The sequence below is a fragment of the Micromonospora sp. NPDC005087 genome, from assembly GCF_042872965.1.
In the GTDB taxonomy this organism is placed as follows: domain Bacteria; phylum Actinomycetota; class Actinomycetes; order Mycobacteriales; family Micromonosporaceae; genus Micromonospora.
Genome location: NZ_JBIALB010000017.1, coordinates 1 through 14,043, shown reverse-complemented (window position 1 = coordinate 14,043; position 14,043 = coordinate 1). Strand labels below are relative to the sequence as shown.

12 protein-coding genes and 1 pseudogene are annotated in these 14,043 nt (G+C 72.1%); 9 read left to right on the top strand and 4 right to left on the bottom strand.

Features of this window, described 5'->3' with window-relative positions:
• The first annotated feature begins 288 nt into the window (after nt 1-288).
• From ACFYPS_RS29340 to wrbA, 3 genes are all read left to right on the top strand, one after another.
• Nucleotides 289-1,050 carry a HipA family kinase gene (locus ACFYPS_RS29340; RefSeq protein WP_354967567.1) on the top strand — a complete coding sequence of 254 codons (762 nt, stop codon included), beginning with the start codon at nt 289-291 and terminating at the stop codon, nt 1,048-1,050.
• Entirely contained in the window at nt 1,047-1,415 is a 369-nt protein-coding gene (locus tag ACFYPS_RS29335; RefSeq protein ID WP_354967568.1) for a DUF3037 domain-containing protein, read from the top strand. Before ACFYPS_RS29340 ends, ACFYPS_RS29335 begins: the two co-directional genes overlap by 4 nt.
• 158 nt (nt 1,416-1,573) lie before the next feature.
• The gene (gene wrbA, locus ACFYPS_RS29330) at nt 1,574-2,191 is read left to right on the top strand and encodes an NAD(P)H:quinone oxidoreductase (protein WP_354967569.1); all 618 of its coding nucleotides are present in this window, start codon (nt 1,574-1,576) and stop codon (nt 2,189-2,191) included.
• Nucleotides 2,192-2,296: 105 nt separating this feature from the next.
• On the opposite strand, the gene ACFYPS_RS29325 is transcribed toward wrbA, so the two are convergent.
• On the bottom strand, nt 2,297-4,216 hold the full coding sequence (locus ACFYPS_RS29325; protein WP_354967570.1) for a chorismate-binding protein: 1,920 nt from the start codon (nt 4,214-4,216) through the stop codon (nt 2,297-2,299).
• A 262-nt stretch (nt 4,217-4,478) separates the two neighbouring features.
• Here ACFYPS_RS29325 and ACFYPS_RS29320 point away from each other — a divergent pair, with 262 nt between their 5' ends.
• Nucleotides 4,479-5,882 (top strand): FGGY family carbohydrate kinase, encoded by a 1,404-nt coding sequence (locus ACFYPS_RS29320; protein ID WP_354967571.1) that lies wholly within the window; start codon nt 4,479-4,481, stop codon nt 5,880-5,882.
• Here ACFYPS_RS29320 and ACFYPS_RS29315 read toward each other — a convergent pair.
• On the bottom strand, nt 5,869-7,074 hold the full coding sequence (locus ACFYPS_RS29315) for an RNA-guided endonuclease InsQ/TnpB family protein (protein ID WP_387328550.1): 1,206 nt from the start codon (nt 7,072-7,074) through the stop codon (nt 5,869-5,871). The two genes, ACFYPS_RS29320 and ACFYPS_RS29315, sit on opposite strands and share 14 nt — an antisense overlap.
• 440 nt (nt 7,075-7,514) lie before the next feature.
• Here ACFYPS_RS29315 and ACFYPS_RS29310 point away from each other — a divergent pair, with 440 nt between their 5' ends.
• The gene (locus ACFYPS_RS29310) at nt 7,515-10,049 is read left to right on the top strand and encodes a nitrate- and nitrite sensing domain-containing protein (protein WP_354967573.1); all 2,535 of its coding nucleotides are present in this window, start codon (nt 7,515-7,517) and stop codon (nt 10,047-10,049) included.
• Nucleotides 10,050-10,054: 5 nt separating this feature from the next.
• The gene (locus tag ACFYPS_RS29305) at nt 10,055-10,468 is read left to right on the top strand and encodes a roadblock/LC7 domain-containing protein (RefSeq protein WP_197701306.1); all 414 of its coding nucleotides are present in this window, start codon (nt 10,055-10,057) and stop codon (nt 10,466-10,468) included.
• 72 nt (nt 10,469-10,540) lie between these two features.
• On the opposite strand, the gene ACFYPS_RS29300 is transcribed toward ACFYPS_RS29305, so the two are convergent.
• Nucleotides 10,541-11,884, bottom strand: a complete 1,344-nt coding sequence (locus tag ACFYPS_RS29300; protein ID WP_354967574.1) for a GH1 family beta-glucosidase — start codon at nt 11,882-11,884, stop codon at nt 10,541-10,543.
• Between the two features lie 637 nt (nt 11,885-12,521).
• On the opposite strand from ACFYPS_RS29300, the pseudogene ACFYPS_RS29295 reads away from it, so the two are divergent.
• Nucleotides 12,522-12,725: pseudogene (locus ACFYPS_RS29295) on the top strand (cellulose binding domain-containing protein); the annotation flags it as partial.
• A 46-nt stretch (nt 12,726-12,771) separates the two neighbouring features.
• On the opposite strand, the gene tnpA reads toward ACFYPS_RS29295, so the two are convergent.
• Nucleotides 12,772-13,203, bottom strand: coding sequence for an IS200/IS605 family transposase (tnpA, locus tag ACFYPS_RS29290; protein WP_387328545.1), 432 nt, complete (start codon nt 13,201-13,203; stop codon nt 12,772-12,774).
• A gap of 23 nt (nt 13,204-13,226) precedes the next feature.
• Between tnpA and ACFYPS_RS29285 the strand changes: the two genes are divergently transcribed.
• Both ACFYPS_RS29285 and ACFYPS_RS29280 read left to right on the top strand, forming a co-directional pair.
• Nucleotides 13,227-13,646, top strand: coding sequence for a hypothetical protein (locus ACFYPS_RS29285; RefSeq protein WP_387328542.1), 420 nt, complete (start codon nt 13,227-13,229; stop codon nt 13,644-13,646).
• On the top strand, nt 13,643-14,043 hold a 401-nt coding region (locus tag ACFYPS_RS29280; RefSeq protein WP_387328539.1), incomplete at its 3' end, for a hypothetical protein. The genes ACFYPS_RS29285 and ACFYPS_RS29280, both read left to right, overlap by 4 nt.

Here is a 14,043-nt window from a genome sequence, read left to right as displayed (position 1 = left end):
GGCGCGCTCCCGACCACTGTCCCATTTCCCTTTGCACTGCTTAGGCGGGCGCAACAGTTACTCAGGGTTCGGCCCTGCCGAGCAGCTTCGCGCGAAGCTGCGGCGTAATCCCTGCTCAGCGCGGTGTTGCGTCCGAGTAAGCAGAGCAAAGGACGCGATTCATGGGTGGCAGCCCGTCCAGACTTCACGCGTGGTTACACGTCGTCTCCGGTCACAAGAGGGTCCGTTGACGCGGTCCACGGCACACTTCCGGCGGGCGCGGCCGGAGATCACAGTAGGGTGGGCGACGTGCTCCGCCAGGTCACCGCGATCCGATACGTCACCCCGCTGCGCGAGGGTGGCTCGCTGCCCGGCGTGGTGGAGGCCGACGACCTCGGCACGTACGTGGCGAAGTTCCGCGGTGCCGGGCAGGGGCCCAAGGCGCTGATCGCCGAGGTGATCTGCGGTGAGCTGGCCCGCCGGCTGGAGTTGCGGGTGCCGCCGCTGGTGGTGCTCGACATCGACCCGGTGATCGGGCGTGCCGAGCCCGACCAGGAGGTGCAGGAGCTGCTGCGCAACAGCGGCGGCGCGAACCTGGGCATGGACTTCCTGCCGGGTGCGCTGGGCTTCGACCCGGTCGCGCACCCCGTCGACGCGATGCTGGCCTCCCGGGTGCTCTGGTTCGACGCCTACGTGGAGAACGTCGACCGGAGCTGGCGCAACCCGAACCTGCTGGTCTGGCACCGGGAGCTGTGGCTGATCGACCACGGCGCCTGCCTGTACTTCCACCACAACTGGCCGCGCGCCGCCGCGGCCGTGCATCGGGCGTACCGGGCCGAGGACCACGTGCTGGCGCCGTACGCCTCCCGACTGGCCGAGGCCGACGCGGAGCTGGCGCCACGGGTCACCCCGGAGCTGCTCACCGAGGTGCTGGCGCTGGTGCCCGACGAGTGGCTCACCGCCGCCGCCGACTTCGATTCGGCCGACGCGGCGCGGGAGGCGTACCTGGCGCACCTGTCCGCCCGGGTCGCCCGCACCGCCGACTGGCTCCCGCAGGGGAGCGCGGCATGAGACAACCATTCGAGTACGCCGTCATCCGGCTGGTGCCCCGCATCGAGCGCGGCGAGCAGATCAACGTCGGGGTGCTGCTCTACTGCCAGCAGCGCGACTTCCTGGCCGCGCGGACGCACCTGGACGCCGACCGGGTCCGCGCGCTCGCACCCGACGTCGACCTGCCGGCGGTGGCCGCGGTGCTGGAATCCTGGGACCGGACCTGCGCCGGTGACGGTCCGGCGACCCGGATGCGGCTCGGCGAGCGGTTCCACTGGCTGGCCGCGCCGCGCAGCACGATGATCCAGACCGGGCCGGTGCACACCGGGCTCACCGCCGACCCGGCGGCGGAGTTGGAGCGACTGATGGCGGCCCTGGTCCGCTGAGCGGGGCGGGACCGGCCGGCAGACCCCTGACCGCGCTACGCGGAGAAATTGAGGCCTCGGCCGGGCCGCTCGGTGCGGACAGCGGGGCCGGATCTCGTTTGACGGTGCGGGTGGGGGGTAGTCGCCGGAGCTGACTCAGACGAGAAGGGGAACATCTGATGGCTGCCCAGACCAAGGTAGCGGTGATCTACTACAGCGCCACCGGCATCACGTACCAGATGGCGCAGGCCGTCTGCGAGGCCGCCGGGGACGCCGGTGCCGACGTGCGCCTGCGCAAGGTACGCGAGCTGGCGCCGGACGAGGCGATCCGCTCCAACTCCGGGTGGCAGGCGCACCACCTGGAGACCCAGGACGTGCCCGAGGCGATGGTCGACGATCTGGCCTGGTCCGACGTGGCGATCCTCGGTGCGCCGACCCGGTACGGCTTGGTGGCGGCCCAGCTGAAGCAGTTCATCGACACCACCGGCCCGCTCTGGGCCCAGGGCGCGCTGGCCAACAAGGTCTACTCCGCCTTCACCTCGACGGCGACGGCGCACGGCGGGCAGGAGACGACCCTGACCTCGCTCTTCAACGTCTTCTACCACTGGGGCGGGATCGTGGTCACCCCCGGCTACACCGACACCAGCCAGTTCATCGCGGGAAACCCCTACGGCGCCTCGCACACCAGCAACAACGGGGAGATCGCCCCGGACAGCGTGGCGCTGGGCGCCGCCGCGCTCACCGCCCGGCGGGCGGTGCAGATCGGCACCGCCCTGAAGAAGGGCCTGGCCGGCTGACCGCAGCGGGGACGCGGTCCACAGCAGGGGACCGGCGGCGCGGGCGGGGGCTCTCGGCCCGTCCGCGCCGCCGGTCGATTCCGCCGTACCCCCGGGCGGGGGTGACTATGCCCGGCCGCCGGCGGCGGACAGCTCGTCCGGGTGCGGCGCCGGCAGCAGGTCGCCCAGCAGCTCGGTCAGCACGGCGAGCCCGTCCGGGCTGAGCACCGACTCCGGATGGAACTGCAGGCCGGCGAAGCCGCGCCCACGCAGGGCGTGCACCGCGCCGTCGCGCACGTCCCGGGCCAGCTCCACCGGCCCGTACGCGGTGTCCAGCCGGTCCGCGTCGGCGCGAGCGGTGAACGTGGAGTAGAAGCCCACCCGGCGGACGTGCCCGAACAGCGGCACCTCGCGTTGCAACCCCTGGTAGGGCGCCTCCCGACGGTGCAGCGGCAGCCCCAGCAGCCCGGCCAGCACCTGGTGGCCGAGGCACACCGCGAGGGTCGGCCGGCCGCTCGCGAGCAGCCCGGTCAGCAGCGCTCGCAGCGCCACCATCTTCGGCTCGTCCGGGCTGCCCGGGTCGCCCGGTCCCGGCCCGGCCACCACGAGGTCGTAGGCGTCGAGGGGGCCACCGGCGTGCCACGGCCGCAGCGTGACCGCCAGACCCAACGCGCCCAACTGGTGGGCCAGCATCCCGGTGAAGGTGTCCTCGGCGTCCACGATCAGCGCCCGGCGGCCGACCAGCCCGGGCAGGCCCGGCGCGTCCGGTGCCCGCTGGTCGAGCCAGAACCGCGCCAGCGGGGCGTTACGTGCGGCCAGCGCGTCGCGTACCGCCGGGTCGTCGGCCAGCCGCGCGAGCGGCCCGCGTCCGCCGACGGGCGCCGCCGGGCCGAGACCGAGCGCGGCCAGCACCCCGGCCGCCTTGGTGTGCGTCTCGGCCACCTCGCCGGCTGCCGTCGAGTGCCGGACCAGGGTGGCGCCCACCGGCACCCGCAGCCGGCCGGTGGGGGAGATCTCGGCGGTACGGATCAGGATCGGCGCGTCCAGCGTCTGCCGGCCCGCGTCGTCGTGGCCGAGCAGGGCCAGCACGCCCGCGTAGTAGCCCCGGCCGACCCGCTCGTGTCGGGCGATCACCCGGCAGGCGTTCTCCATCGGGCTGCCGGTCACGGTGGGGGCGAACATCGTCTCCCGCAGCACCTCCCGCACGTCGCGGGTGCCCCGCCCGGCGAGCAGGTACTCGGTGTGCGCCAGGTGTGCCATCTCCTTGAGGTACGGGCCGATCACCTGGCCGCCGTGCTCGGCGACGGTCGCCATCATCTTCAGCTCCTCGTCGAGCACCATGTACAGCTCCTCGACCTCCTTGGGGTCGGCGAGGAAACGCAGCAGCGCCGCCTGGTCCGGCGTGCCGTCGGCGGGCCGGAAGGTGCCGCTGATCGGGTTCATCATCACCAGCCCGTCGTCGACGCTGACGTGCCGCTCCGGGCTGGCGCCGACCAGGGTCCGTTCGCCGGTGTGCACCACGAACGTCCAGTAGGCGCCGCGCTCGGCGACCAGCAGTCGGCGCAGCGCGGCCAGCGCGGCCACCAGCGGCGGGCCCTGCACGGTGGCGTGCAGGGTGCGGTGGATGACGAAGTTGGCGCCCTCGCCGCGGCCGATCTCCTCGGCCAGCACCCGCCGCACCGTCCCCGCGTACTCCTCGTCGGTGACGTCGAACGCGGCGTCGACGGCGCGCACCGGCTCGTCGGGCAGCGCGGCCAGCACGTCGGCCAGGGCGATCCGGTGGTGCTCGCGGATCTGGAGGTACTCCAGCGGGGCGCCGTCGTCGACGCAGGCGAAGCCCCGCTCGGTGATCTGCCGGTAGGGCACGACGGCCAGCGTCCGCGCCCCGGGCCCCGGCGGCAGGGGGATGTCCACCAGCCGGTCCACGGTGTCGACCGGGCCGGTGAACAGCTCCAATTCATCGGCGCCGTCGCGGCGCAGCAGAGCGAAGGGGCCGGGGTCGACGCCGCGGGTGACGGCGGCGAGCAGGTCGGTCAGGTGGGTCATCGGATTCTCCGTCGGGCCGGGCGCCGCCGGTGGGGCGGCCATCGGGGCCGGGAGATCCGGCGGCCGCCTCGATGGCGGCCGCGTGGATGGAGCTACGCGCGGTAGGTGGCCGCCGGGTCGGCGGGCCACCAGCAGGTCAGGTGCGCGAGCATGCGATCCACCCTACGCGCCCACCGGGCGGCCGGGTAGCCGTTCGGGTGTACCGGTGCGCCCGGCCCGACCAGCGTTCCGACACGCCCGGCACCGGGTAACTTGACCGGCGATGAACATTCTCGCGCTCGACCTGGGCACCTCCTCGGTACGTGGGCTGGTGCTGGACGGGGACACCCAACCGCTGCCCGGCGCCCTGGCCCGGCGGAAGGTCAGCCTCGCCCTCGGCGACGACGGCACCGGCACCCTCTCCGGTCCCGGCTACCTCGCCTGCCTGATCGAGTGCCTGGACGAGCTGGCCGAGGGCGGCCACCTGCGCGACGTCGAGCTGGTGGCCGTCTCGGCGCAGTGGCACTCGGTGCTCCCGCTGGACCGCGACGGCACCCCGCTGGGCCCGGTGATCACCTGGCTGGACACCCGTCCGGCGCCGCTCGACGGGGCGCCCGGCCCGGCCGACCCGGACGACTTCCACCAGCGCACCGGCTGCTGGTGGCACCGCTCCTACTGGTCGGTGCGGCTGCCCTGGCTGCGCGAGATGTCCGGCACACCGATCACCCGGTTCGTCGGCCTGCCCGAGTACGTGCTGGGCGAGCTGCTCGAAGCGGCGCCCATGTCGGTCTCCCAGGCCTCCGGCACCGGCCTGCTGGACCTGGGCAACCTGCGCTGGGACGAGGAGGCGCTGGCGCTGGCCGGCACGCGACCGCGGGAGCTGCCGGCCCTGGGCGAGCTGGCGTGGCACGGCCGGCTGCGGCCCGACCGCGCCCGCCGGTGGCCGCAGCTGGCCGAGGCTCGGTGGTCGCCGCCGGTGGGCGACGGCGCCGCCTCGAACGTCGGCTCGGGCTGCGTCGACCCGAGCCGCGCCGCGGTCACCGTCGGCACCTCCGCCGCCGTACGACTGATGCAGCGCGTCCCGGCCGGCGGGCCGCTGCCCCGGCTGCCCGAACGGCTGTGGCGCTACCGGGTCGACCACGACCACGTGGTGACCGGCGCGGCGTACTCCAGCGGCGGCAGCCTGTTCGCCTGGGCCGACCGGGAGCTGCGGCTGCCCCGGGGCGCCGAGCTGGACGCGGCGCTGGCGCTGGTGCCGGCGGGCGGTGGGCGGCCGGCGGACCCGCGCTTCGGCGGCGACCGGGCGCCGGGGTTGGCGCCGGCGGGCACCGGCGAGGTGCGCGGGCTCAGCTTCGGCACCACCGCGGTGGACATCCTGGCCGGGCTGATGCAGGGGTTGTGCGAGCTGGTCGCCGAAGATCTGACCGTGCTGGAGTCCACGATCGACAAACCGGTCGAGGTGGTGCTGGGCGGCGGTGCGGTGGCCGCCTCGGTGTGGTGGCGGCAGGCGTTCGCCTCCGCGCTCGCGCCGCGACCGGTGTCGCACCAACGCAACCCGGAGATCGGCGCCACCGGCGGCGCGTTGGTGGCGCTGGGCCGTTTCGGTGACGCGGTCGAGCTCGCCGACATCGGCCGGACGGACGAGCTGGTCTTGCCGCAGTATCCTTCGTCAACTACCCGCCGATGAATGGGCGAGCTTGCGGATCAACCTCTCGCTGGCTGCGAGGTGGTGCCGCGTGCGGGCGGTTGACCGCGCCCCAGCTCTCGACACCGCGCTTGGCGATGTTGAGGGCTGCATTGTGATCTGCGTGGGCAACGACCCCACAAGACCGACAATGGAAGGTTTCCTGGTCCAGCCGGTTCCGCCTGTCGCGGTGACCGCAGCCGTTGCAGGTCTGGGAGGTATAACGCGGGTCGACTTCGACCAGCGGTACACCGGCTCGGCGGGCCTTGTAGGCCAGGAAGCTGCCGAGCTGGCGGAACGACCACGAGTGGAGCGTGACCCGTTGGGGCTTTCTCAGCCGGACCCGATCGCGGATCGCCGTCAGTTCCTCGACGGCGATGCCACGGCCGGTGCGTGCAGCCTCGGTCACGATGGTCTTGGCGATGTGGTGGTTGACGTTTGCGGCGTGCCGCGCTTCCTTCTTGTTGCGCCGGGCCAGCAGTCGCTTGGCCGACTTGGTGCCCTTCTCCTGCAACCTGGCCCGCAGCCGGGCCTGCCTGCGGCGGTAACCATTGAGCCGCGTTCCGGCATAGCGGTTGCCGTCAGAGTCGTAGACGATGTTGACGATGCCCATGTCCACGCCGAGGAAGCCGTCCGGCTCGTACATCGGCGCCTCGGCCACCTCGACGGTGGCGTGCAGGAACCACATGCCGTCGCGGTAGACCAGGTCGGACTCGCCGATCTTGCTGGTGGCGACGGCCTTGATCTGACCGGCGGAGCCGGTGTACGCCACGTCCCTTAGCCGGCCCGCAGTCGTCCAAATGGACGCGGTGCGGGTGTCGTGGTGCCAGGACAGCATCCGGGCGTCGTAGGGCTGGGCTGCGTTCCATCGGAACCCGATCGGGCTGACCTCGGCCCGCCAGCGCCGTCTCGAGCCGGCCTTGCCGAGGTTGCCGGCCCGGATGTTCGCCGTCAAGGTGGCGTAAGCGTCGGCGACCTTCTTGATGACGTGTTGCGCTGCCTGGGCGCCGAGCCGGTATTCGGCCTTGATGCCCTGGTAGGTGTGTTTGCGCAGTTCGTAGTTGCGATAGCAGTCAACCTGACGCGCCGCCGTCGCCACGTCGCAAGCCGCCGCATTGCACGCGCGCAGGGTCGATTCGAGTGCCGCCGCCTGCTCGGGTGTCGGCAGGAGCTTCACCGGCACAACCAGCTTCACGCGCTCACTGTAACGGTGCGCAGACTTCGCCGCCGTGATGCGGAGCCAATGACAGCACCGATGACATCCAATTCGTTCGTGCACTACCCGCCCACTGTCGCCCTGCCCAGAAATCGGTCAACAGTTTTAGGGGCGTGTCGGCCCGGCTACCTGCGACAGGAAACGATGCCCTTCGTCGTTACCTGTTGGTCAACCACCCGTGGTCGCCGTCGTACCTTGGCCGGCACCTGTGAGGATGCGCCAAGGAGTACCTGGATGACAGCAGCGACCAATGTGAGGGGCATACCGGCGTTCCTCCCAGCCGTAAACGGCCGGTGTTCCCGTCGGTATCAACTGCTCAAGTTTTGCTCCGACCGGGCCGTTGACAGCGCTCCCGAGCCTGGTTGGATGGACTGCGACTCCCCGGACCGCGGTGGACGCGGCAGGACGGAGGAGGCAGGGTGGCGGTAGGTCCCGACCCGGTGAACGGTGCGGTGTCGAACCATCGCCGGCGTCGCTTCGACGTCCGGGTTGTTCCGCACCGGCGCCGTTCGCCGTTCCGGCTGCGGGACTGGCGGATGAGCACCAAGCTGGCCACCGTGCTGGTGGTGCCGTCGGTGGCGTTCCTGGTGCTCGCCGGTGTGCAGACCAGCGCGCTGGTGGGGCGGACGACGGCGTTGAACGACTTCGCCCGGCAGGTCGGCATCGGCCGGCAGATCACCGCCGTCGTGCACCAGCTCCAGCAGGAGCGGGACCGCTCGGCGGGGGAGCTGGGCGAGCTGCGCAGGGGTGGTGACCGGGAGGCCGCGTCCACCGCCCTGAAGCCGTTGCAGGCGGCGACCGATCGGGCCATCGTGGACCTGCGCCGGGCGGCTGAGCCACTGGCCGACGCGGACGCGTCCTGGCGGGTCGCGTTCTCGGAGGTGCTGGAGGCGTACGACCAGGTGGTCGACATCCGGCCGGCGATCCCGCCCGCGGTGCTCAGCACCGACACCATCCTGAGCAACTACCACCGCGCCGTCGACACGCTGCTCGACCTGCTCGCCGAGCCGACGCCAGGGCAGGAGCGGCCGGCGTTGAGCGACGCGGTGCTGCGCTACGTCCAGATCGCCCGGGTCAAGGAGCTCTCCTCGCGGGTCCGGGCCCAGCTCTACGCCGCCGCCCGCGCCGGTCGGTACGGCACCGAGGACCGGGTGCTCCTGACCGACCTGCGCGCCCAGCAGCTGACCGCGCTCGGCGCGTTCCGGGTGGCCGCCACCACCGACCAGATCCGCCGGTACGACGAGACCTCGGTGGACCCGTTGTTCCTGGTCGCCACCCAACTGGAGGAGCGCAGCCTGCCGGCCGGTGACGCGACGCCCGAGGTGCTGCCCTCGGAGCAGTGGTGGGGGGCCAGTGAGCAGCGCCAGGAGCTGCTGCGCCAGGTCGAGGCGGGGGTGCTCGACGACGCTGTCCGGCAGGCCGACGGCGCCAGCAGCGGCCAGCTGAGGACCACCCTGCTGGTGGCCGGTGGGATCGTCGCCGTGCTGCTGGCCGCCCTGCTGATCTCGCTGCTCGTCGGGCGCTCGGTAGCCCGGTCGATGCGGTTGCTGCGCAGCCAGGCGCTGCGGATCGCGCAGGTCGAGCTGCCGGACGCGCTGGACCGGCTGCGGACCGTCACCGGCGGGGTGCCGGGCATCGAGGTCGCGCCGGCTGTGGTCCGCTCGCTCGACGAGATCGGCGAGCTGGCGGAGGCGTTCGTGGCGGTGCACCGCAGCGCGGTCACCGTCGCTGTCGAGCAGGCGACGATGCGGCGCAACGTCAACGCGATGTTCGTCAACCTGGCCCGGCGCAGCCAGGTGCTCGTGGAGCGCCAGCTGGAGCTGCTGGACGACCTGGAGCGCGAGGAGAGCGACCCGGATCAGTTGGAGAACCTGTTCAAGCTCGATCACCTGGCTGCCCGGATGCGCCGTAACGACGAGAGCCTGCTGGTGCTCGCCGGCACCGAGTCCACCCGCCGGTGGAACCGGCCGGTCGGCCTCGGCCCGGTGCTGCTGGCGGCCGCGGCTGAGATCGAGCAGTACCAGCGGGTTCGCCTGGAGTCGGTGGGCGACGTGTACCTGGTCGGGCATGCCGTCGGTGAGCTGGTGCACATGCTGGCCGAGTTGCTGGAGAACGCGACCGCGTTCTCCCGCCCGGACACCGTCGTGGCGGTGACCGCCCGGGTCGAGGCCGCGGGCGCGCTGATCGAGATCACGGACCAAGGCCTGGGCATGAGCCCGGCCGCCCTGGCCGAGGCGAACGAGGTGCTGGCCAGCCCGCCGGCCGCGGACGTCGCGACGGTCGAGCGGATGGGCCTGTTCGTGGTCAGCCACCTGGCCGCTCGGCTCAGTGTGCGGGTGCGGTTGGACGGCGGCCACAACGGCCTGGTCGCCCGGCTCGCGCTGCCCGCCGCGTTGCTGGCCCCGGCGGGCGCGGTGGAGCTGGATCCGCCCGCCCCGGCCCGGATGCTGGCGGCCGGCGCCGCTCGGGGCGTTGGCGCGCAGCGGATGTCCGGGAGTGCCCGGGCCGCGTCCGGGCCGGCGGTCGCGCCCCTGGACCTGCCGATCGCGGGCCGCCGGCCCGGGGCCGCCGTGCCGCGTCAGGCCCGCCCGGTGCCGGTCCGCGCCGAGGACGTGCTCACCCCGGCCTCGTCGGGTAACGGCGGCGGCTGGTGGTCCCGGGAGGGCCCGTCCGGGCCGGCGGTGCCGGGGCCGGTCGTGCCGCCGGCAACCCCGGTGACCGCCGGCACGAACGAACAGGGCCTGCCGATGCGGGTGCCGATGGCGCAGCTCTCCTCGGTCACGCGCCCGGCCCGGCCGGAGGCGGCGCCGGCGCGTGACGACCTGGACCCGGAAGCGGTCGGTGGCATGCTTTCCCGGCTCTACAGCGGGGTACGGCGTGCCAAGGCCGAGGACACCACCGAGATACCCGTGCCGCCGTCCGGGGGGCACGATGAAGGGGGACGACGACAGTGACGACGTTGAGCCAGGAGGCACGGGACCTGAGCTGGCTGGTGAGCGCGTTCGCGGAGCGGGTGCCGGGCGTGGCGCACGCGGTGGTGGTCTCCTCCGACGGGCTGCTGGTGGCGATCTCCGACAACCTGCCCCGCGACCACGCGGACAAGCTCGCCGCGGTGACCTCCGGGCTGATGAGCATCACCGCGGGCGCGGCCCAGATGTTCGACGGTGACGTCGTCAAGCAGACGGTGGTCGAGATGGGCCGGGGCTACTTCCTGGTGATGCAGGTCCGGGACGGGTCGATCCTGGCGACCCTCGCCGCCGGGGACGCGGACATCGGCGTGGTGGGCTACGAGATGGCCCGGCTGGCGAAGCAGGCGGGGGAGATGCTCACCCCGGCGTTGCGGGCGGAGTTGCAGCAGGCGCTGCCCCGCTGACCGGCCCCGGCCGTGCCCCGGACGGTCACCGGCTCACCGGAGCCGGCCGCCGGGGCCCGGGCGGAGGCCCGCTCAGAAGCCGCCGTCGGCGATGACCGAGCGGTACCAGTGGGCGCTGCTCTTGAGCACCCGCCGCTGGGTCGGGTAGTCCACGTAGACCAGTCCCCACCGCTGGTCGTATCCCTCATCCCATTCGAAGTTGTCCAACAGCGACCAGACGTGGAAGCTCTCCAGCGGCACCCCGGCGGCGATGGCCCGGTGCGCGGCGGCCAGGTGGTCGCGCAGGAAGCTGATCCGGCTGGCGTCGTCGACGCTGCCGTCGGCGGCGATGGCGTCCGGCGTGGGCAGCCCGTTCTCGGTGACGGTGAGCGGGATCGGGCCGTACTCGCGGGTGACCCGGGTCAGGATGTCGTACATCCCGTCGGGGTAGATCTGCTGCCACTCGGCTTCGGAGGTCGGCCACCGTTGCACGGTGCCGCCGTCGGCGGTGACGTAGATGGGCGTGTAGTACTGCACGGCGAGCAGGTCGACCGGCGAGGAGATCACGGCCAGGTCGCCGTCGCGGATGCCGCGTGCCATCCGGCTCTGCGGGCCCAGGTCGGCGAGCACATCCGAGGGGTAGCTGCCCTTGAGCAGGGAGTCGAGGTAGAGGCGGTTCTCGTAGCCGTCGTAGAGCCGGGCGGCCGCGGCGGCCTGCGGTGAATCGTCGGCGGGGTAGCAGGGGTGCAGGTTGAGCGCGGGGCCGATCCGGCCGGTGCCGCCGGCGGCGCGCAGCGCCCGGACGGCGAGCCCGTGGGCGAGTTGCAGGTGGTGGGCGACGAGGTAGGCCGCGTCCGGGTCCTGCCGGCCGGGGGCGTGGTGACCACCGAGGTAGCCGTTCTGCACCACGGTCTTAGGTTCGTTGACGGTCAGCCAGACCGGGACGCGGTCGCCGAGGGCGCGGAACACCGCGTCGGCGTAGTCGGCGAAGCGGTGGGCGGTGTCGCGGGACTCCCAGCCGTCGGCGTCCTGCAGGGCCTGCGGCAGGTCCCAGTGGAACAGGGTGGCCATCGGGGCGATGCCGCGCTCGTGCAGGCCGTCCAGGAGACGGCGGTAGAAGTCGAGCCCGCGCTGGTTGGGCGCGCCGGTGCCGTCGGGCTGGATCCGGGGCCAGGAGATGGAGAAGCGGTAGCTGCGCAGCCCGAGGTCGCGCATCAGGTCGAGGTCCTCGGCGTAGCGGTGGTAGTGGTCGGCGGCCACGTCGCCGGTGTCGCCGTTGCGGGTGCGCCCGGGGGTGCGGCTGAAGGTGTCCCAGACTGACTCGCCGCGGCCGTCCTCCTTGGCGGCGCCCTCGATCTGGTACGCGGAGGTGGCCGCGCCCCAACCGAAGTCGCGGGGGAAGCGCAGCGGGCCGGCGGGCCCGGTAGGTATCGACATGGATTCTCCTCGTGGATACGGGGCAACCGCCGAAGTTTCGGGAGCGCTCCCACAATAGGGCAGGGGCGGCCGACCCGGTCAGCCGGCCGTCGTGTCGGCCGGCGGTGGCGGGTTGCGGCGGTCTGGGCCCCGGACAGCGAACGAGGCCGACCGGGCGGCGCGGAGCGCCTGTCCCGTCGGCCTCTTTTCCCATCGTGTACGGGGGTTTAGTGTGGGGACGGGGGAGGGCAACCCCCGTCCCCACCGCAACTGCACACACACGGGCGGATTGTGGGTCCTGCCGTGTGTGTCGCGCGGGAGCCGGGCCACGCGAGTGGCTCTGGTTCCACCTCCCTCCCTGTGGCGGGATGATGGCTGACGGCGGCGTCCGGGCTGGCCCGTCGTCAGCCCTCGGGCTGGTTCCCCGGGCTCGTCAGAGACGGTCCCGGTGATCTTCTACTTGGAACCATCATCGATGGAAGCGCTCCCATCGATGATGATGCGACTGTAACGCCCGTCACGGCTTTGTGAAAGACCCAAAACGAGATCGAAACATGGGGCTTATTCGGCTCGCTGCGCGCTTGTTGTGGGAACGCTTCCATGGTTGACTGTCGATTCAATGCGACAGGGGCCAGATCGCGTCGACGCGGGTCCGAGCACCGGCCTCAGCGCCAACATGACGATCAAGAACCTCGGCGACCCGCTCACCGGCTGGGCGCTGATGTTCGCCTTCCCCGGAAACCAGCGGGTCACCCAGGGCTGGTCGGCGCGGTGGAGCCAGACCGGCAACCAGGTCACCGCCACCAACGAGTCGTGGAACGGCAACCTCGGTGCCGGCGCCACCGCCAACATCGGCTTCAACCGGATGTAGCGAGAATCCCGGTCCTTGAGGGCCGGGAGGAATCGCGTTACGGACCGGGATGTCTCTGCCCTTTGATGTAGTCCTTGATCACTTCCAGTGGGGCGTCGCCGCAGGACGCGGCGAAGTACGAAGGGGACCACAGATGCCCGTGCATGATGTGCCGGTTGATCCGGCCGGTGAACTCCTTGCGCAGGTAGTGCGCCGAGACGCCCTTGAGTCGGTTGACCAGCGTGGAGATCGGTAGCTTGGGCGGGTGGTGCACGAGCAGGTGGACGTGGTCGTCCTCGCCGTTGAACTCGCGCAGCTCGGCGCCCAGGTCGGCGCAGACCTGCCGCATGATCTGTTCGCAGTGGGTGAGCATCGCGTCGTTGAGGACGTCCCGCCGATACGTGGTGACGAAGACAAGATGTACGTGCAGGTTGTGGACAACGCTTCTACCTCTGCGACTATGCGGGTCCGGGGTCCATCGTGGTGACATAGATAAGATGAGACGGTGTGGGCATGCCTGCGAAACTGGACAAGGTCGTGAAGCCGAGATGGGCGGCCAAGGTCCTCGGCATCGACTACGCGGACCTGCCGAAACTCGACCGCCCCTGGACCCAACGGGACGTGCGGTCGCTGCGTGACAGCAGGCCCGGTTGGCTGACCGAAGCGCGACGCCGCCACGCGGCCAGCGTGCAGCAGGCCAGCGAGGCGCGGGCAGCGGAGCTGGACGTCGCACTGGCACGTCTCGGGTACGACGCGCCGGACCTCGGCACGGCCGACCAGGCGGTGCTGTACATCGACGGCGCCCTGACCCACCTGATGATCGAGACACGCTGCTCCGAGGACGAAGCTGACCGGGCCGCGTGGTGCCGCTGGCCGAAGCCGAAGTCGATGGCAGCCGAAGAGGACTACGCGGACGACGAAGACGCCCGGTGAAGATTGTCGTGCAGGTCCGGCTGTTCCCGGACGCCGCTCAGCAGGCGGCGTTGCGGGCCACTCTGGACCGGTGCAACGACGCCGCGAACGTCGCCTCCGGGCTGGCGTACCAGCGGCGGGTGTTCGCCAAGCAGTCGTTGCAGCGGCTCACCTACGGCCAGTTGAAGGACATGGGTCTGTCCGCGCAGCCGGCCATCCACGTCGCCCGGAAGGTGTCCGGCGCGTACGCCACCCTGACGGCCAACATCCAGGCCGGCAACCTCGGCAAGCCAGCCTCGAAGAGGCGCCAGGCCGCCGAGGGCAAACCGATCCGGTTCCGTCGCGACGCGGCGCAGCCGTTCGACGACCGTTGCCTGTCCTGGCAACTGGCTGCCCGCACCGTGTCGATCTGGACGGT